A 17,096-nucleotide genomic window follows, 5' to 3' on the forward strand; every position below is an offset into this window, starting at 1 on the left:
TGGAGCGCTCTGTTCAACAGCGAGCGATGGATCCAGCCGACGCGGCGGTGATGCGCGCATTGGCCTTGTATGTCGCTGAGCATTACGCCAGCGATCTGCGGATGCCGGATCTGGCGTCCCATGCTCACGTCAGTGTTCGCACCCTGCAGAACCTCTTCCATAGCCATTGCGGTGAACCACCGCTCAAGGCCCTGAGACGTTTTCGTCTGCATCAACTCAACAGCCTCGTCCTGGACAGGCCCTGGACTCCTCTGCGTGAGCTCTACCGCCTTTGTGGGTTGACGGGCTCGGTGGCTGATCGCGATTTCTTCCTCGAGATTTATGGCCTCACCATCCGTGAGCACCAAGAGGGAGCACGGCTGAAGTCCACCCCGGTCCCCTCGCCCTCCGCTCTGACGGAATTCCCGAAGGGCGAACTGCGGCACATGCTCAAGGCCGCGGCCTAGGGAAGCAGCGAGGAGTGGTGGTGCTCGATGCTCCAGGCTCCATCCTGGTAGGCGTAGACAAAGGTGTAACGGGCCCGAACCCAGCCCTGACCGTCCAGTTCAAAGCTGTAGTTGCCGGCGTCGATGGCCACGTTGCAGTCGCTTTGGATCACCCGCTCATCAATGCGGCCGGTGGGGTGTTTGCTCAGGAAGCCCTTGAAATAGTCCTCGATTCCCGCCGTCGTGGTGCGTGCCTGGTTCGAGAGGGTGGGCAGCAGCAGCGCATCCGGGCGGTAGAGGGCGCTGACCTGGGCGGGATCCCCAGTGGCCAGGGCCGCATTCCAGCGGTCAAATAGAGCGGCTACTTGGGGATCCGTGAGGGTGTGGCAGCTGGTTGAATCCGCAGCCCAGGCACTGTTCACGCCGACACAAAAAACGGCCAAGAGTGACAGCAGCAGTTGAAAAACCCGGTTTAGGTTCGGTCCATGGCCCTGCGTTTGCCTCCGTTTCATCCCTTGCCACCCCCGAAGGGCGGAAAGAACGCGCTGCTCGAGGTTCCGATTCAGGATCTGCATCCGACTCAGCTCTGCGTGGGCATGGCGGAGATCGTCAGCCGCCAAAGGGATTTTGCTGAGGATGACCCCAAAGAGCAGCGTCAGTACTTAAAGCGCAAACCCACGCCGCTGGTGCGCTCAGCCGCCGGTGAGCTCTGGATGGTGGATCGTCACCATCGCCTGCGCGCCCTGCTTGAGCTGGATCCCCAGGCCACGGCCTTCGGCTATGTGGCGCTGGAGGTGGACAGCGCCGATCCCGCGGTGGTCCTGGCTGAATTGCAGCGCCGGGGATGGCTCTACCTCTATGACGGTCGCGGCCTGGGGCCCCAGCATCCGTCGGTCTTACCCCCCACGCTGCTGGGAACCCAGGACGATCCCTACCGCAGCCTGGTCTGGAAGTTGAAGCGCGAGAAGGTGATCACCTCGGCGCCTTTGATTCCCTTCCATGAGTTCCGCTGGGGGGCTTGGTTGCGCAGTCGCCAACTGCCGCCCTTCAGCTCAGCAAAGCTGGAGCCGGCCCTGCCCGCGGCCCGGGCTTTGGCTCGCTCCCAGGCGGCCTCACGGCTGGCCGGTTGGATTGGGCCGTCCTGACTAGCTTTCGGGTAGAGCAAAGGACTGCAGCCGATGTTTCGTCATCTTCTGGTGCCAACCGATGGCTCGGAGCTGTCCCAGTTGGCGGTGGATCAGGCGGTGCAGATGGCCAGTGAGATCGACGCCAAGATCACCTTTTTCCATGTGCAACCGAGCTACTACGGTCGCCCCGATGTAGCCCTCTATGGGGAGGGTTTGGTCCTGGATCCGCTGATGACCGAGCAGTTCAGCAAGGCCAATGCGGACTACGCCGAATCCGTGCTCGGGGCGGCCAAGGCCAAGGCCAGTGCCAAGGGGGTGGAGGCGGATGGGGCGACCTCGGTGAATGCCGTGATTTATGAGGCGATCCTTGAGGCCGCCAGCGATCACCAGTGCGATCTGATCTTCATGGCCTCCCATGGCCGCCGCGGCTTGGCGGGCCTGGTGCTCGGCAGTGAAACCCAACGGGTGCTGACCCACGCGGAGTTGCCGGTCTTGGTCTATCCCGGCCGCGGGCAGGACTAGCTCCCGCCCTGGACGCTGGTGGCCTGTTGGATCAGTTGCCCCGCCGTGGCCCCGTAGACCTGCTTGGCTTCCGCGGCGCTGCGACCCACGCAGGTCATCCCCAGCTTTCCGTACTCCGAGAGACAGCCCAGCAGGTGAAAGACGCTGCCCCGTAGACGTGCCGGGTCGTAGTGCAGATCGGCTTCGGCGACGATGTCGATCAGGTCCGCCGGCAGCAGCCCCCGCAGGTTGGGATGCGTGAGGTTGTCGGTGGCCATGTAGTGCAGGGCCTGACCGGTGGGGGAGAGAAACTCACCCGTTCCCGGATCGAGCTTGCCGGTGGTGATGGCCCGCAGGGCCATGTAGGGGTGGGTGGTGCCGCCTTGCCTGAGGTTCACCTCGATCGCCTGTAGGTCCCATTGCCCATCGATCAGGCGGGCAATGAAGTCGACGGCGTAGCGCTCCAGGGCCCCTTCGGCTCCCAGGGCCTCGCCAATGGCCTGGCCATGGCGCATCAGTGTGAGGCGATAGGCCTTGTCCGCTGGGAAGCGGCAGCCGTGATAGGTCTGCCCATTGCTGCCCCCCAGGATCTGTTCGTGGGTGGAGAGCACCTCAACGCGTCCCCCGGGGTGGATGGTTCCTTGCACGCTTGGGGAGCTGAGTTGATCGCCCCCCTCCAGCCAAGCCTCCACCAGGGCGCCCTGCTCCGCCAGCAGGGTGAGCCAGCCTTGGGCGGGCATCGGCAGGCGCTCCAGTTCTTGCCGCAGCCGCTGGCGCCGGGCAGCGGCAGAGAGCTCCTGCAGTTGCAACGGGGCGAGATCCAGGGCGCCATTGCCCTCACCGCTGATCCCCTCGTTGAGCTTGACCACACAGCGCTTGAGCTCAGGGTGCGCTTCCCAGAGCGTGGCGGTGACTTCGGCCAGGTCCTCGAGGTTGTGGACCAGATCACTCCCAGGTGGGTGCGGCACCCCGCAACGGGCAAAGAGCTCACGGCTGCCGGCCTTGCTGCCCCAGTGGCCCAGGGCGGGGTCGGTGCCAAGTAGCGGGATCTGCAGCGCTTCGGAGAGACGTTTCTCGAGCTCGGTCACGACGAAGCAACTGATGAAGCTGCGTCCCGGGCGCAGTTGCTCCTGGATGCGGGCCAGCAGGGCGGGCCGCTCCAGCAACTTTTCGGTCAGCGGACGGTTGGAGGCGTCATCGGTGTCAAAGAGCTGGAGACGCCGCCGGGCATGGGAGGTGGGGACACCGGGCAGAAGCTCGAGGACCGCATCGACCACCAGCTCCGGCAGCAACTTGCTGGTGACATAGATCGCCCTGACCCCGGGATCCCGAAGCCGAATCAGCGAAAACAGCTGCCGCTCCTCGTAATGGTGCGCACCGGTGACCAGGGCCATCAGCGCCCTGTCCATGCTCAGGGAGGGCACCACCAGCACGTCGAACTGGCCGCCCTTGCCGCTGTGCTCACAGCCCCAGCCCGGCTGCAGTTGGGCCTGGAGTTCCCGAAAGGAGAGGGCCATAGGGCGAGGCGCTTGTCTCCATGTTTGCCAGATTCTTCCGTTTTGCCCGGCGGCTCGCTAAGTCAGTAGGAGGTGCACCTCCCAGGACCGTTGCGTGCGAGCGACCCCAACGCGGCTGGATGGGAGGACCTCTCGCTCTGGCAACCGCTGCTTGATCGGCGGGATCCGATCAGCCGGATCGAGGAACAGAACAGCACCCGCTTGCCCTGGTTGATCGCCGAGCGGCATCGGCGCATGGCCGAGAGTCCCTTCGCCTGGTTCCGAGGGACGGCGGCCCAGATGGCGGCCGATCTGGCGCCCTTGCCCCGTAGTCCCCATTGGGTGCAGCTGTGTGGTGATGCCCACCTGCTGAACTTCGGTTTTTATGCCTCGCCGGAGCGCAGCCTGGTCTTTGACATCAATGACTTTGATGAGACCGCACCCGGACCGTTTGAGTGGGATGTCAAACGCCTCCTGGTCAGCGCCGTCTTGGTGGCACGCCAGTGGCAACTGGATCGCGAGGAGCAGTTCCGCCTCGCCCGCAAGGTGGCCGCGGCCTATCGCAAGGCGATGGCGGAGTACGCCAACCTCCCCACCCTGAAGCTCTGGAACTGCCTGCTCCATGTCGAGCGGTTCGTGGAGGAGCTGCCGGCCAAGGCCTTCCGCTCCCACCTTGAGGTGGCGGTGGCCCAAGCCCTGCGGCGCTCGGGACGCCAGGCCATTCAGAAGCACTGTGAGTTCCTGCCGGATGGAACCGCTCAGATTCGCCATCAGCCGCCCTTGGTCTGGCGCCATGCCCTGTTGGATCCCACCGCCCTGTGGGCCTCAGAGCCGGATCTGGATCCTGCGTCCATCCCCAGCCACAGCGAAGCGATCGCCTTCCTGCTGGCGGGGTATCGCGAGAGTTTGCCCCCCCACCGCCGCTACCAATTGCAGGACTTTGCCTTGGTCGACACCGCCCTCAAAGCCGTTGGCGTGGGTTCGGTTGGCACCCGCTGTGCCATTGGCCTGATGAAGGGGCCCCATCCGGAGGACTGGTTGTTGCTGCAAAGCAAGCAGGCCCTGCCGTCCTGCATCGACCAGCAACTGGGGAATGAGGCGGGGCATCAGGGACAGCGGGTTGTCGAAGGCCAGCGTTTGATTCAGTGCGTCTGCGATCCCTTCTTGGGCTGGACCTCAACGCCCAAGGGCATTCCGATGTACTGGCGGCAGCTGCGGGACTGGAAGGCCTCGGTCTCCCTCGCCTCGATGAAGCCCCCCTCCCTGAAGGCCTACGCCAAGCTCTGCGCCATGGTCTTGGCACGGGCCCACGCCCGCAGTGGTCAGCGTCAAACCCTCCATGGCGCCCTCGGGGATGACAAGGGCTTTGATCGGGCCATGGCCAACTTTGCCCTGGGCTACAGCGATCAGGTGGAAGAGGACCATCGGGCGCTGCTGCAGGCCATGGCCTCCGGCCGGCTTACAAGCTCAGACTGATCTGGACGCTGGTGGTCAGGATTCCCGGTGTGGGGATGTCTCGGCCACTGGGGTTAAAGATCCACTGCAGGGTGGGCTGCAGATTCAGATTGGGGTTGAGCTGCAGGCGATAGCCCAGCTCCAGAACGCCCTCGTAGGGCTGGTTGGGGTAGCCCGGTGGGGCCGCGGCGCTCAGACCAGCGTGCCCGCCACCGAGGATCAGCAGGTCCTGGGGGCGCTTGGGGAAGACCCCTTGGATCACCAGGCCGCCGCCGAGGAAGCTTGGTGCCTGATTGAGATCAAACTCCGGCGAGTAGGCCCCGCCGATCCAGACCCGGTCATCGAGGCCCAGGGGTAGACCGCTTTTCCAGGTCGCACTGCCGAACAGTCCTTCGCCTTGGTAGTCCGTGGTGAAGCCGCCGATGGAGAACAGCTCACCGGGTAGGACGCTGCCTGCGGGCTGGCTGCGCTTGGGGCTGTAGTTCAGCTGCAGGATGTGGGCGTCTCCGACCTTGGTGGGCGTGATGTTGACCGGCGCGCCGAAGGCTTGGATGATCGGGATGGCGGTCGTGAGATCAAACCAGCCGTAGTAGACGTCGAGATCCTTGTGGGGATGGATGTCGAGCCTTGCGGCCAGGCTTGAAAAGGGTGAGATCGGTAGGTTCCCCGCAAAGATGTTGTAGGTGTTGTTCAACGCCGAGTGCACGTAGTTGTTGAGGATCGGCGCACTCAGCAGCGTTCCATCGAAATCACCATTGATCGGAATCACACCAGCGCGGACACCGATCCAACCTTCTCCGGCGCTGCGCTCCAAGGACAGTTCCGTCGGATAGAAACCAGCGGGGTAGGACAGGGTTTGCGGGGCTAGGAACGCGCCAATGCGAGTGCCATAGCTCACATCGCCCGCGACGTGATTGATGTTGGCGTTGATGTGCCAGTGATCTGGCTCATTCCAGTCCTGGACCGCACGGCTCAGACCTGTCCCCAGTTGGAGATCAATCGACGTGTCCTGGATCCAGGCCGAGCTTTGAGCAGCCCCTCCCAGGGGGTTCGCCATGGGCTCGGCGGTGTAGCTGATCGAGAACCGCAGCCAGTCGGGCAGCTTCAGCGCCTCTTGCAGGCTGAAGGCCTGTTGGGGTTGTTCGCTCGGGCGTGTTGTGCTGTCTTCGCCTGCCCAGCCGTTGCTGCCAAGCAGCAGGCTGAGCAGGAGCGTTAGCGATCCAGTGGCAAGGCCCCGCAGGATCACTGTGGCTCACGCAGAGGTCGTCCCATCTTGGCGGGGACTGGCAACAAAAAGCCCCCGGCCGTTTGGCCAGGGGCAGAGGTCATGGGGAGGGGTTTAATCAGCCCTTGGAGCGGCCACGGCCCTTGGCTTTGGCCTTGGGTTGCTCGTCGGCAGCAGGAGTCGGCGCGGGGGCGGGTGCCGAGGAGATGTCGCTGTCGCCACTGACGACGACGCTGACGACGCGGCCGCCCTGGCGCAGGACCCGTTGCAGGGCCTCGTTCATCCGGCTGTAGGGCACGCGGGTGGTGTAGGCGCCGTGGCGGATAAAGCGGTTGTTGGCGATGCCCGTCGCGGTGATCGTGACCACCCGGCTGCCTTCGGCGGCGCCGGTATTCGGTGCTGAGACCAGCAACTCGTTGCTGCGGAAGCCGTAGGCGGGGCTGCCGTCGATGCGGCGGGCGCTGGGCAGATCACCGCTGGGCAGATCGCTGCCGCTGGACATCGAGGCCTTGAAGGGACCATCGGTGCTGATGTGGGCGTAGCGGGCCACGCTGACCGCAGCGCCAGCACCGGGCACCGGAATGGCGCGGTTTTGGTGCAGGGCTTGGCCCAGCTTGAACTGACTGCCGTTGCGGTCGCCCTTGACCGAGGCGGCGGCGCCCCGGGCCAGTTGCATCAGATAGGAAAACTGACGCCCTTCGTGGCCAACCGAATAGCCCCAACCATGCATGTGGGGAACGCGGTCGTTGCCGAAGTTGCGGCTGTATTCGTCGCTATCGATGTAGGAGTCGATCTCCGCGTCGTAGCCCTGCTCCTGCAGGATCGTGAAGTGGTGCAGCATCTCCTCTTTGTTGTGAGGAGCGCGGCCCAGCAGATGTTTGTGGTTGAGCTCGATGAAGCGGTAGGGGTTGCAGCTCTCAAAGAAGCGAGCGCGGTATTGGGCACTCTTGGCCACCAAGCGCACGAACTCGCGCACGTTCAGGTAGCCGTTGCGGAAGAGCGACTCGGTCCCTTCGAGTCGATCGCTCTTCATCACATGCTGACCGCCCAGAACCTGCTGGTAAACGGCACGAATGATGGTGCTCTTATCGCTATCGGAGGCCTGCTGCCTGTGTTCTTTGTTCTGACCGTTTGCAAACCTCTCGATACCCAGAGCGGGCGCCATGACAAGAGACATGTGGATCGGGCGGACTATGGAAGAAGCGCGTGATTCACGCAGCCGCTTGGAAATTAGGCGGATTCTTTTGAGCCGTCGTTGAAAGATTGCGAGCTCTTTACGCTGCTGACGCGTGCCATTGCGCCTGCTTCAGGCGCCAATTCAGGCTTTCCCCGGCGTGAAAGGGCACCAGGGTTGTCGGCGAGCTGCTGCCGTTCTCCAGTTCCATTAACCCTGGGATGAAGTCGCTGTCGCTGCTGCGCTCCAGTTGGATCGTTCCGTTGTTGAGCGGCAGCCCGTAGAAGTTGGGCCCATGCACGCTGGCGAAGTTCTCCAGGCGATCGAGAACGCCCTCCTCTTCAAAAACCTGGGCGTAGCTCTCAATGGCGAAGGGGGCGTTGTAGATCCCGGCGCAGCCGCAGGCCGATTCTTTGGCGCCCCTGGGGTGGGGAGCGGAGTCGGTCCCCAGGAAAAATTTGGTGCTGCCGCTGGTGGCCGCGGCCCGTAGGGCCAGGCGATGGCGCTCCCGCTTGGCGATGGGCAAGCAATAGAAGTCCGGCCGCAGACCCCCCTGGAAGAGAGCGTTGCGGTTGATGTGGAGGTGGTGGGGGGTGATCGTCGCCGCCAGGTTGGCTGGACCCTCCGCCACGAACTGGGCGGCGTCGGCGGTCGTGATGTGCTCCAGCACCACCTTCAGGGCCGGATGACGCTGGAGCAGAGGGATCAACTGCCGTTCGATGAAGACCGCCTCGCGATCAAAGATGTCGACGGCGGGATCGGTGACCTCGCCATGGATCAGCAGCGGCATGCCAATCCGCTCCATGCAGGCGAGCACGGCGCTGATGTGGGCGAGATCGCGCACGCCGGCGTCGGAGTTGGTGGTCGCACCGGCGGGATAGAGCTTGGCGGCGCTGAAGACGCCCTCGCTGAAGCCGCGCTCCAGCTCGGCTGGCTCGATTGTTTCGGTCAGGTAGGCCGTCATCAGCGGCGTGAAGGCCGCGGCGGCATCCGGCCCTTGGCTAGCAGTTAGGGCGGCCGTGATCCGTTCTCGATAGGCCCGTGCCTGCTCCACCGTCGTCACCGGCGGTTTGAGGTTGGGCATCACGATCGCCCGGGCGAACTGCCGTGCCGTGTGTCCAACCACGGCCTGCAGCATCTCCCCATCGCGCAGGTGGAGATGCCAGTCATCCGGGGTGCGGATCGTGAGGGTGCTGCTCATCCCTTCGTTTTACACAATGCGCGAGCCCTACTCAAAGGGGGTTTCCCGGGGCTGATTCCAGGTGGAGCGGTTGGGACCGCCGGAGACCAGATAGGCCGAGAGGGCCAAGAGCAGCACCGAGCCTGAGAAGACCAGCAGGTTGGTGGTGTTGTCGATCGGGAAGATCAACATCGACTTGAAGGCCGCCACGATCAAGGCCACCAGGATCACCTTCACCAACTTTTCCTTGAGCACATCCAAGCTGCGGATGTCCAGCAGTCCGTTTCCACCGGCTCCGGGGCTTCGCGCCGCTTCGATGTCGGAGATCAGCAGCTCATAGACGCCGTAGCCAAAGATCATCAGGGCGATCCCGATCAAGTAGAGATCGACGCCGCCCACGAGTTCACCCAGCAGTAGGGCCACAGTGCGGCTGTCATCCGGCGAGGCATCGAGGAGCAGCCCCATCGAGTGCCAGATCTCGGAGGTGCCGCTGATGAAGGTCGCCCCGCTGCCGAGCAGGCTCATCACCACGGGCACGATCGCAATCAAACGGAATTTCCAGAGCCAGCGCTCAAAGACGTTCTCAATGGCCCAGCTCAAGCGCTTGATGGAGCTCATCGACGCGTTGCGTTCAGCGATAGGTGGGGTGACCCTAGGCAGAGCGCGTCGGCGTTTTGATGCTCCGATCGGGAGCTTCATGGCCTCATTGGCGATGGCCCAGCCTTAAAAACCGGTGGCACAATTCGCGAAATGAGCCCTGGTTGATGCCCTTTTCCCCCCGCAAGGTCCTTCGAGCGCTTCCTCTGCTCGCTGGTCTCGTCCTCACCGGCTGCGCTGTGGAGGGCTCGGGGCCCCAAAGCCAAAAACTGGCCGCGGTGAAAGCCCGCGGGCAATTGGTCTGCGGCGTTGATGGCAAGTTGCCGGGCTTCAGTTTTGTCGCTCCCGATGGCCGCTACCAGGGCTTTGAGGTGGACCTCTGCCGTGCGGTCGCCGCTGGGGTGCTCTCCGATCCCGCCAAGGTGGAGTTCCGCGACCTGAGCGCCAGCGAGCGCTTTGCGGCGGTCAATAGCGGTGAAGTGGATCTGCTCTCCCGCAGCACCACCATGACCCTCAGCCGCGATGCGGCAGGGGGCAATGCCCTCAGCTTTGCGCCGATTCACTTCTATGGCGGTCAGGCCGTGATGGTGAACGCGGGCAGCGGCATCACCTCCTTGAAGCAGTTAGCCGGTAAGCCGATCTGTGTGACCACCGGGACCACGACCGAGCTGAACCTGGCGGATCGGATGCGGGAGCTCAACGCCGCCTACATGCCGCTGAAGTTCCAAAACGATGGTCAGACCTATGGGGCCTACCTCCAGGGCCGTTGCGTGGCGGTCACCAGTGACCGGGCGCTGCTGGCCGCCAAGCGCAGCAGCTTTCCCGATCCCAAGGCCCATGTCCTGCTCGCCGGTGACCTGAGCAAAGAACCCTTGGCCATGGGCACGGTGAACGGTGATCCGGCCTGGGCCGATGCGGTGCGTTGGATCGCCTATGCCCTGATGCAGGCGGAAGAATCCGGCATCACCCAGGCCAACGTCGAGGCCAAGCTCGCTGAGGCCCAGGCCGATAGCAACCAGGCGGATCTGCGGCGCTTCCTGGGGGTCGATGGCCAGCTGGGGCAGCAGCTCGGATTGCCGGCTGACTTTGTCGTTCAGGTGATCAAGGCCGTCGGCAACTACGGCGAGATCTTTGAGCGCAACCTGGGCGTGAACACCCGCATCAACCTGGAGCGGGGCAGCAATCGCCAGTGGACCGATGGCGGCCTGATCTATTCGCCGCCCTTCCGCTGATGGCTCCGCCTGTCACCCCTTGGTGGCGCAACCGCCGCCTGATCCCCTGGTTGCTGCAGGCCGCGGTCGGTCTGCTGGTGCTGGTTCTGGTGGCTTTCCTGCTGGGGAACCTGGTGCAGAACCTGGCGGCGGCCGGGTTGCTGCTGACCTGGCGCTGGATCGGAAACCCCGCCGGTTTTGACATCGCCGGCAGTTGGTTGCCCTTCAGCGCCGATCAGCCCTACTGGTGGGCGCTGCTGGCGGGACTGGTCAACACCCTGCGGGTTGTCGTCATCGGTCTGATTGGCGCCTCGATCGTCGGCACCGCCGTCGGCGTGGCCTCCTTTAGTGGCAACGCTCTGCTGCGCGGCCTGGCGCGGGTCTACGTCGAGCTGATCCGCAACATCCCTCTGCTCTTGCAGTTGGTGTTTTGGTATTTCGTCGTCTTCCTCTCCTTGCCGGGTGGTGCCCAGGCGATCCAGTGGCCGGGCGTCGTCCTCGCACAATCGGGCCTCTACCTGGGCATGCCTGAGTTGGTGAATGGGGTCTGGCAGGCACCGATTCGCCTGAGTGTTGAGTTCGCGGCCCTGCTGACCGGTCTGATCGTCTACATCTCGGCCTTCATCTCGGAGGTGGTGCGCGGCGGGATTGCTTCGGTGCCCAAGGGGCAGTGGGAGGCCGCCCGTGCCCTGGGCTTCAGCCCCCTGCAAACCCTGCGCCGGGTGGTCCTGCCCCAGGCCCTGCCGGTGATCGTGCCCGGTTTGAACAACCAGTACATCTCCCTGGCGAAGAGTTCCTCGCTCGCCATCGCCTGCGGCTACGCCGATCTCTATTCGGTGGCGGAGACCACCCTCAACCAAACCGGACGGGCGGTGGAGGTGATGGTGATCCTGCTGGGGGCCTACCTGGCCATGGACCTGGTGATCTCTGCCCTGATGAATGCGCTGAACCGCGCGGTGCAGCTGAGGAGCCGTTGATGGAGCGCTCCTCTTCTCTGCAACGGCTACGGGCCGCCCTGTTCGCCTCTCGCCTCGATGGGCTGATCACCGTGGTGCTGCTGGCGGCCTTGCTGGCTGGCGGCCAGGCCCTGCTGCACTGGTTGGTCTTTAAGGCCCAGTGGGCGGTGATTCAGGCCAACAGCACCCTGTTCGCCATCGGCCGCTATCCCCTGGATCAGCAGTGGCGTCTCTGGCTGCTGAGCGTTCTTCTGGCGGCAGCCACGGGGGTGAGTTGGGGATGGCTGCGGGCCTTCCCTCGCCCCGATCGCCGGGCACGGCTTTGGCCGGCGAACGACCGCCTGGCCGCTGCAGTGCTCGCCGGCATGGCGTTGCTCCTGCCCCTGTTTCTTCAGCTCAGTGCTGCCATCAGTCAGCGTTGGTGGGGGATCACGGCGCTGCTGTTGGCCTGCCGCTGGTGGGCCGGGCGCCTTGGCCCGGCCCTTCCCGCTGCCGTCCGCCGCGGCTGGCCCGTGATCTGGCCGCTGCTCTACCTGCTGGGGATGACCCTGATTGCGGGGGGATTGGGTCTCCCGGTGGTCTCCCCCTCTCGCTGGGGGGGGCTGCTCTTGACCTTGATCGAGGCCAGTTTCGCGATCCTGCTCTGCTTCCCCCTGGGGGTGTTGCTGGCCCTGGGGCGGCGCAGCCGTTTGCCGCTCTTGCGTTGGCTCTCGGTGCTCTACATCGAGTTCATCCGCGGGGCACCGCTGATCACCCTGCTCTTCCTCGGGCAGAACATCCTGGGCTTGCTCTTGCCCGGTGGCTTCTCGCCGGATCGGGTCTGGCGGGCGGCCTGGGTGCTGACCTTCTTTGCGGCGGCCTATGTGGCCGAGGCCGTCCGCTCTGGTCTGGTGGCGTTGCCGCCGGGGCAGATGGAGGCAGCCCGCGCCCTGGGCTTGCCGGTCCATCAGGCCATGCTCAAGGTGGTGCTGCCCCAGGCCCTCCGGGTCGCCCTTCCGGCGATGGTCGGGCAATTCATCAACCTGCTGCAGGACACCACCTTGCTCTCGCTGATTGGTCTGTTTGAGCTGCTGGGCACGGCCCGGGCGGTGATGGCCAATCCCGCGTTCCTCGGCAAGGACGCCGAGGTCTATCTCGTGTTGGCGGTGCTGTTTTGGTGCTGCTGCGCTGCCTTGGGTTTGGGGAGCCGCGCCCTGGAAACCCGCCTGAACTCCAACCCTCAACCCGCCTGAGTCCCCCATGACGGATCGCGACCTGATGATCGAGGCCCGCGGGGTCGAGAAGTGGTACCCCAATGGCTACCACGCTCTGCGGGGTGTGGACCTGAACGTCTACCGCGGTGAGGTGGTGGTGATCATGGGGCCCTCCGGCTCCGGCAAGAGCACCTTCATTCGCACCTTCAATGCCCTGGAGGACATCCAGGGGGGATCGATCGTCGTCGATGGGATGACCCTCTCCGATGACGTGCGCAACATCGATGCGATCCGCCGGGAGGTGGGGATGGTCTTCCAACAGTTCAACCTCTTCCCCCACCTCACGGTGCTGGAGAACCTCTGTCTCGCTCCGGTGCTGGTGCGCAAGCGGAAGAAGGCGGAGGTGGAGCGGGAGGCCTTGGCGCTCCTTGAGCGGGTCAACATCCGCGAGCAGGCCCACAAGTACCCCGGGCAGCTCTCCGGCGGTCAGCAGCAACGGGTGGCGATTGCCCGCTCCCTCTGCATGGAACCGCGGGTGATGCTCTTCGATGAACCCACCAGTGCCCTCGATCCCGAGATGGTGCAGGAGGTGCTCGAGGTGATGCAGGAGTTGGCCCGCGAGGGGATGACGATGGTGGTCGTCACCCATGAGGTGCGCTTTGCCCGGCAGGTGGCCAGTCGGGTGGTCTTGATGGCCGAGGGGGAGGTGGTGGAGATGGCCCCGCCCGAGCAATTCTTCACTGCGCCGCAACACGAGCGCACCCGGCAATTCCTGAGCCAGATTGCCTAAATGGAGAGCCCTCAACCGCGCCAGGTTCAGGCCTACAGCGAAACCAAGGGCATGGATCTGGGCGCCTCGGCCCAGGGGCGACCTTGAGCGGTCCCGATCAGCTGCTGCTGCTGGCAGGGGGTGGCCACAGCCATGCCCTGCTGCTGCGGCGCTGGTTGATGCGGCCGCAGCTCAAGCCCAAACGCACCGCCGTGGTGCTGGTCAATCGGGGTAGCACCGCCCTGTATTCCGGCATGGTGCCGGGGCTGGTGGCGGGTCTCTACAGCCACGAGGACTGCGCCATTGATCTGCGCGATCTCTGCCAGCGGGCGGGCGTGGCCTTTGTGCGCGCTGAGATCACGGGACTCGACCTGCCGCGCTCCCAGCTGCTGCTGGCCGGGCGGCCGCCGCTGCAGTTCGATCGCCTCAGCCTGGATCTGGGCTGTCAGACCCAACACGCCGAGGGGCAACTCGGGGTGAAGCCGCTGGAGCCCTTCCTGCAGTGGCTCAAGCAGGCACCGCCGTCGCTAACCATCCGCGGGGGCGGTGCCGCTGCGGTGGAGGTGGCCCTGGCCCTGCGGGCCCAGGGGCATCAGCCCGAGCTGCTGTTGCGCGGTGAGCAGCTGCACTTGGGATCGCCAGCGGCGAACCGCGCCGGAGAGCGCCTGTTGGCGGAGGCCGGCATCCCCCTGGGCCGCGGCGTCGGTCCCGAGCGGCCTGCGGATCTGGCCTGCACCGGCAGTGAGGCGCCGCCCTGGCTGGCGGCCAGTGGTCTGCCCTGCGATCCCCAGACCGGGCGGATCTGGACGGAGCCGAGTCTGGCGGTGGAGGGCCATCCCCGGATCTTTGCCAGCGGCGACTGCGGGCTGATTCGCCGGGATCCTCGGCCGGCTTCCGGGGTCTGGGCTGTGCGTGCGGCGCCGCTGCTGGCGATCAACCTCAAACGCAGCCTCGAGCAGCCCAAGCGAGCGCTGAGGCCTTGGCGTCCCCAGGCCAGGGCCCTGCAGTTGCTGGGCGATGGCCGCAGGCGGGCGGTGGCCTTCTACGGGCCCTGGTCCTTGGGTCCCTCCCGCTGGCTCTGGCGCTGGAAAGAGGCGATTGATCGACGCTTCATGGCCGGATTCGCCCGCACCGGAGCCATGGCCGCTGGGGCCGTGATGGCCTGCCGGGGCTGTGCCGCCAAGCTGGCGGCCGACCCCCTAGAGGGCGCCCTGGCCCGCCTGCAGCCGGGGGAGGACTGCCCACCGCCGGAGGACGCCGCGGTCTTGGCCGCCACGTCAACCGGCGGGTTGTTGCTGCAAAGCCTCGATGGGTTTCCAGCGTTGCTGGATGACCCCTGGCTCAATGCCCGGCTGACCACCCTGCATGCCAGCAGCGACATTTGGGCCTGTGGCGCCCAGCTGCAGAGCGTTCAGGCCCTGGTGACCCTGCCGGAGGCCGCCGCGCCGCTGCAACAGGAGCTGCTCTTTCAGACCCTGGCGGGGGTGCGTTCGGTGCTTGATCCCCTGGGGGTGCCCTTGCTGGGTGGTCACACCCTGGAGGGGCGCGATGGCGCGGGCTTGGCCTTGAGCCTGAGCGTGAATGGATCGGTTGATCCGCAGCGGCATTGGCCCAAGGGGCCCCTGCAGAGCGATCAGGTGTTGCTCTTGACCCGGCCCATCGGCACCGGGGTGCTCTTCGCGGCGGCCATGGCCGGGGTTGCCAAACCCCAGTGGATTGACGCGGCCCTGGAGACGATGCAGCAAAGCCAGGCTCCCCTGGTGGAGCTGTTGCAGCACTACGGCTGCAGTGCCTGCACCGACATCACTGGCTTTGGCCTGCTCGGCCACCTCGCTGAAATGCTCGGCGCCGGCCAAGAGGTGGAGTTAGACCCGGGGGCCATTCCTGCCCTGGCCGGTGCCCGCACCCTGTTGGAGCAGGGGCAGGCCAGCACCTTGGCCCCCTCCAACGCCAGGGCCCTGGCCCGGCTGGATCCCGGGGGTGGGGTGCGTCTGAGCGCTCCAGCCTCCGCCGTCGATCAGCAGCTCTGGATCGACCCGCAGACCTGCGGTCCGCTGTTGGCTGCTCTGCCGGCTTCCCGCGCTGAGGCGGCCCTGGAGCATCTGGGGCAGTTGGGCTTTGCGCAGGCCGCGGTGATCGCCAGGGTGCTGATCGCTTAGTCGCGCACCAGCCAACCGACCGTCAGGTCCCCTGGATCGCGCTGGAGGTAGAGGTAGCCGCGGGCCCCATTGCTGCGGCGGCCATTCACGATCAAGGCGCTGTAGTTGTAGGCCCGTCCCTTCTCGTCGGTTTCCTGGATGGTGCCCCAGCAGCTCTTGGGGTTCAGGCTGAGCTGGCCGCTGTAGCGCGCGGTTTCGCTGTCAGCGCCATAGCTGGAGAGGGCCAGCCCCTCCACCCGGCCGTCCTTCCACTGCTCGCGCTGCACGACGGCATTGGGACTCCAGCCGCCTTGGACTTGGCTGAGCCCCATCTGCCGGCTGACCACCAGGCCGTTGAGGTTGGCGCTGTTGCAGCGCCCGGTGGCCATGGGCAGCCAACTGCTGCTGATCACTCGGCCTTCGGTGCGGATCAAGCCATAGACCGGACGACCGCGACCATCGAGCACCACCTCGCTGCGGTCGATGCCCCAAGGCAGTTGCCGTTCGATCACCGCCACGCAGTTGTCCGTGATCCTGCGCTGGCCCCGATAGGCACTGCGGCGTTCTTCGCTGCCCAGTCGTTCCACCAGCAGGCCCTCGACCTGCCCCCCGGGCAACCAGCGCTCCTCCATGAGGCGAGCGGTTGGGGTCTTGCTGGCGGTGACCACGCCAGCTCCCCAGACGGCGAAGCGTCCGCTACTGCTCGGGCAACGGCTCTCGGCGGCCTGAAGCGGATGCATCGGAACTGCCCCGGCAAGCAGTGCTGCAGACAGAAGAATGCGAGCGGTGCCCATGGCCGTACTCCCCGGGATGGCTTGGCGCATCTTGGTGTTAATTCAGCTCGGCGGCTACGTCCGTGCGCAGGAGGCAGTCGCTGCGCGGATAGCTGACGCAGAGCAAGGCATAGCCCTGCTCGATTTGTGGCCCATCGAGGAAGCTCTGATCGGCTTGATCCACCGTCCCCTGCAGGACTTGGGCAGCACAGGTGCTGCAGGCGCCGGCCCGGCAGGAGAAGGGCAGGTCGATGCCGGCAGCCTCCGCCGCATCAAGGATGTACTGCTCGCTGTTGCAAGGAAAGGAGCCAGCCGCCTCAAGCGTGATGGTGTGGCTGGCCATGGCAGGCGGCGCGATCAGATAGTTGGGTTCTAGCCACGCTTTGGCCTAGATCTTCACCATCCCGCAACGCATTCCCTTGAGGACCGCCTGAACCCGGTTGTTGACCTCCAGGGTTTTCAGCAGCCGCTTGGTGTAGGTGCGCGCGGTCTCCTCGCTGACCACCAGCTGTTCAGCAATTTCGCGGTCCGTCAGGCCGCTGGCCAAAAGGTCCAGGACTTCATATTCCCTTGGGGTCAGGCGCGGGCAGCTCAGGTACGGCAACTGGCCAGAGCGCAGGGAGGGACTGCGGTAGGCGTGATGGCCCATCACCGCCAGGACAGCAGCCTCCAGCGGTTTTTGGTCTTCGATGAAGTCCGCCTCGGCCACGACCGCCTCCAGCCAGGACGCCTCGGCATGTTCCACCGGAATCGCATCCCCCAAGGCGAGCATCACCACCTTCAGCTGGGGTTGTAGTGCCTTGGCCTTGCGGGCGAGATCGAAGCCGCTGCCGCTTTCAAGAAAGTCGGTGCAGATCAGCAGCTCGTAGGGCTCTT

General features: G+C 65.3%; 18 protein-coding genes. 9 read left to right on the top strand and 9 right to left on the bottom strand.

The features are described 5' to 3' along the window. Positions 1-26: 26 nt before the first annotated feature. Positions 27-446, top strand: coding sequence for a helix-turn-helix domain-containing protein (locus QZ184_RS01915; protein ID WP_296417890.1), 420 nt, complete (start codon positions 27-29; stop codon positions 444-446). Here the strand turns inward: QZ184_RS01915 and QZ184_RS01920 are convergent. Continuing rightward, a complete protein-coding gene (locus tag QZ184_RS01920; RefSeq protein WP_247478909.1) occupies positions 443-868 on the bottom strand; it encodes an SgcJ/EcaC family oxidoreductase in 426 nt (141 codons plus the stop codon). The genes QZ184_RS01915 and QZ184_RS01920 overlap by 4 nt on opposite strands. 42 nt (positions 869-910) lie before the next feature. On the opposite strand from QZ184_RS01920, the gene QZ184_RS01925 reads away from it, so the two are divergent. Both QZ184_RS01925 and QZ184_RS01930 read left to right on the top strand, forming a co-directional pair. Then, entirely contained in the window at positions 911-1,570 is a 660-nt protein-coding gene (locus tag QZ184_RS01925) for a ParB-like protein (protein WP_010317746.1), read from the top strand. A 33-nt stretch (positions 1,571-1,603) separates the two neighbouring features. Then, a complete protein-coding gene (locus QZ184_RS01930) occupies positions 1,604-2,074 on the top strand; it encodes a universal stress protein (protein ID WP_010317747.1) in 471 nt (156 codons plus the stop codon). On the opposite strand, the gene QZ184_RS01935 is transcribed toward QZ184_RS01930, so the two are convergent. Beyond that, entirely contained in the window at positions 2,071-3,570 is a 1,500-nt protein-coding gene (locus QZ184_RS01935) for a peptide ligase PGM1-related protein (RefSeq protein WP_296417908.1), read from the bottom strand. The genes QZ184_RS01930 and QZ184_RS01935 overlap by 4 nt on opposite strands. Positions 3,571-3,660: 90 nt before the next feature. On the opposite strand from QZ184_RS01935, the gene QZ184_RS01940 reads away from it, so the two are divergent. After that, complete coding sequence (locus tag QZ184_RS01940; protein ID WP_296417910.1) at positions 3,661-5,025, top strand: DUF2252 domain-containing protein; 1,365 nt, start codon at positions 3,661-3,663, stop codon at positions 5,023-5,025. Here QZ184_RS01940 and QZ184_RS01945 read toward each other — a convergent pair. From QZ184_RS01945 to QZ184_RS01960, 4 genes are all read right to left on the bottom strand, one after another. Then, positions 5,009-6,250 carry a carbohydrate porin gene (locus tag QZ184_RS01945; protein ID WP_296417912.1) on the bottom strand — a complete coding sequence of 414 codons (1,242 nt, stop codon included), beginning with the start codon at positions 6,248-6,250 and terminating at the stop codon, positions 5,009-5,011. The genes QZ184_RS01940 and QZ184_RS01945 overlap by 17 nt on opposite strands. Positions 6,251-6,347: 97 nt before the next feature. Further along, entirely contained in the window at positions 6,348-7,394 is a 1,047-nt protein-coding gene (locus QZ184_RS01950) for a phycobilisome rod-core linker polypeptide (RefSeq protein ID WP_363159443.1), read from the bottom strand. A 109-nt stretch (positions 7,395-7,503) separates the two neighbouring features. Continuing rightward, positions 7,504-8,604, bottom strand: coding sequence for a dihydroorotase (pyrC, locus tag QZ184_RS01955; protein ID WP_296417914.1), 1,101 nt, complete (start codon positions 8,602-8,604; stop codon positions 7,504-7,506). A 27-nt stretch (positions 8,605-8,631) separates the two neighbouring features. After that, positions 8,632-9,201, bottom strand: coding sequence for a YqhA family protein (locus QZ184_RS01960; protein WP_010317753.1), 570 nt, complete (start codon positions 9,199-9,201; stop codon positions 8,632-8,634). Between the two features lie 146 nt (positions 9,202-9,347). Between QZ184_RS01960 and QZ184_RS01965 the strand changes: the two genes are divergently transcribed. The 5 genes from QZ184_RS01965 to selD all read left to right on the top strand — a co-directional run bounded on the left by QZ184_RS01965 (position 9,348) and on the right by selD (position 15,468). Continuing rightward, positions 9,348-10,412 (top strand): amino acid ABC transporter substrate-binding protein, encoded by a 1,065-nt coding sequence (locus QZ184_RS01965; RefSeq protein ID WP_296415227.1) that lies wholly within the window; start codon positions 9,348-9,350, stop codon positions 10,410-10,412. Next, positions 10,412-11,368, top strand: coding sequence for an ABC transporter permease subunit (locus tag QZ184_RS01970; protein WP_010317755.1), 957 nt, complete (start codon positions 10,412-10,414; stop codon positions 11,366-11,368). Before QZ184_RS01965 ends, QZ184_RS01970 begins: the two co-directional genes overlap by 1 nt. Then, positions 11,368-12,579 carry an amino acid ABC transporter permease gene (locus QZ184_RS01975; protein WP_296417916.1) on the top strand — a complete coding sequence of 404 codons (1,212 nt, stop codon included), beginning with the start codon at positions 11,368-11,370 and terminating at the stop codon, positions 12,577-12,579. The genes QZ184_RS01970 and QZ184_RS01975 overlap by 1 nt, the downstream gene beginning before the upstream one ends. Before the next feature lie 7 nt (positions 12,580-12,586). After that, positions 12,587-13,330: an amino acid ABC transporter ATP-binding protein gene (locus QZ184_RS01980; protein ID WP_296417917.1), complete on the top strand. Its 744-nt coding sequence runs from the start codon at positions 12,587-12,589 to the stop codon at positions 13,328-13,330. A gap of 83 nt (positions 13,331-13,413) precedes the next feature. Then, on the top strand, positions 13,414-15,468 hold the full coding sequence (gene selD / locus QZ184_RS01985; RefSeq protein WP_296417921.1) for a selenide, water dikinase SelD: 2,055 nt from the start codon (positions 13,414-13,416) through the stop codon (positions 15,466-15,468). On the opposite strand, the gene QZ184_RS01990 is transcribed toward selD, so the two are convergent. The 3 genes from QZ184_RS01990 to QZ184_RS02000 all read right to left on the bottom strand — a co-directional run. Next, positions 15,465-16,271 carry a hypothetical protein gene (locus QZ184_RS01990; protein ID WP_296417923.1) on the bottom strand — a complete coding sequence of 269 codons (807 nt, stop codon included), beginning with the start codon at positions 16,269-16,271 and terminating at the stop codon, positions 15,465-15,467. The genes selD and QZ184_RS01990 overlap by 4 nt on opposite strands. Positions 16,272-16,278: 7 nt before the next feature. Then, the gene (locus QZ184_RS01995) at positions 16,279-16,563 is read right to left on the bottom strand and encodes a 2Fe-2S iron-sulfur cluster-binding protein (RefSeq protein ID WP_247478889.1); all 285 of its coding nucleotides are present in this window, start codon (positions 16,561-16,563) and stop codon (positions 16,279-16,281) included. A gap of 45 nt (positions 16,564-16,608) precedes the next feature. After that, positions 16,609-17,096, bottom strand: a 488-nt coding sequence (locus QZ184_RS02000; RefSeq protein ID WP_296417924.1) for a response regulator transcription factor, incomplete at its 5' end; no start/stop codon positions are given.

The sequence above is a fragment of the Vulcanococcus sp. DEBay_Sum22DG08_74 genome (assembly GCF_017852955.1).
Taxonomy (GTDB): Bacteria; Cyanobacteriota; Cyanobacteriia; order PCC-6307; family Cyanobiaceae; genus Vulcanococcus.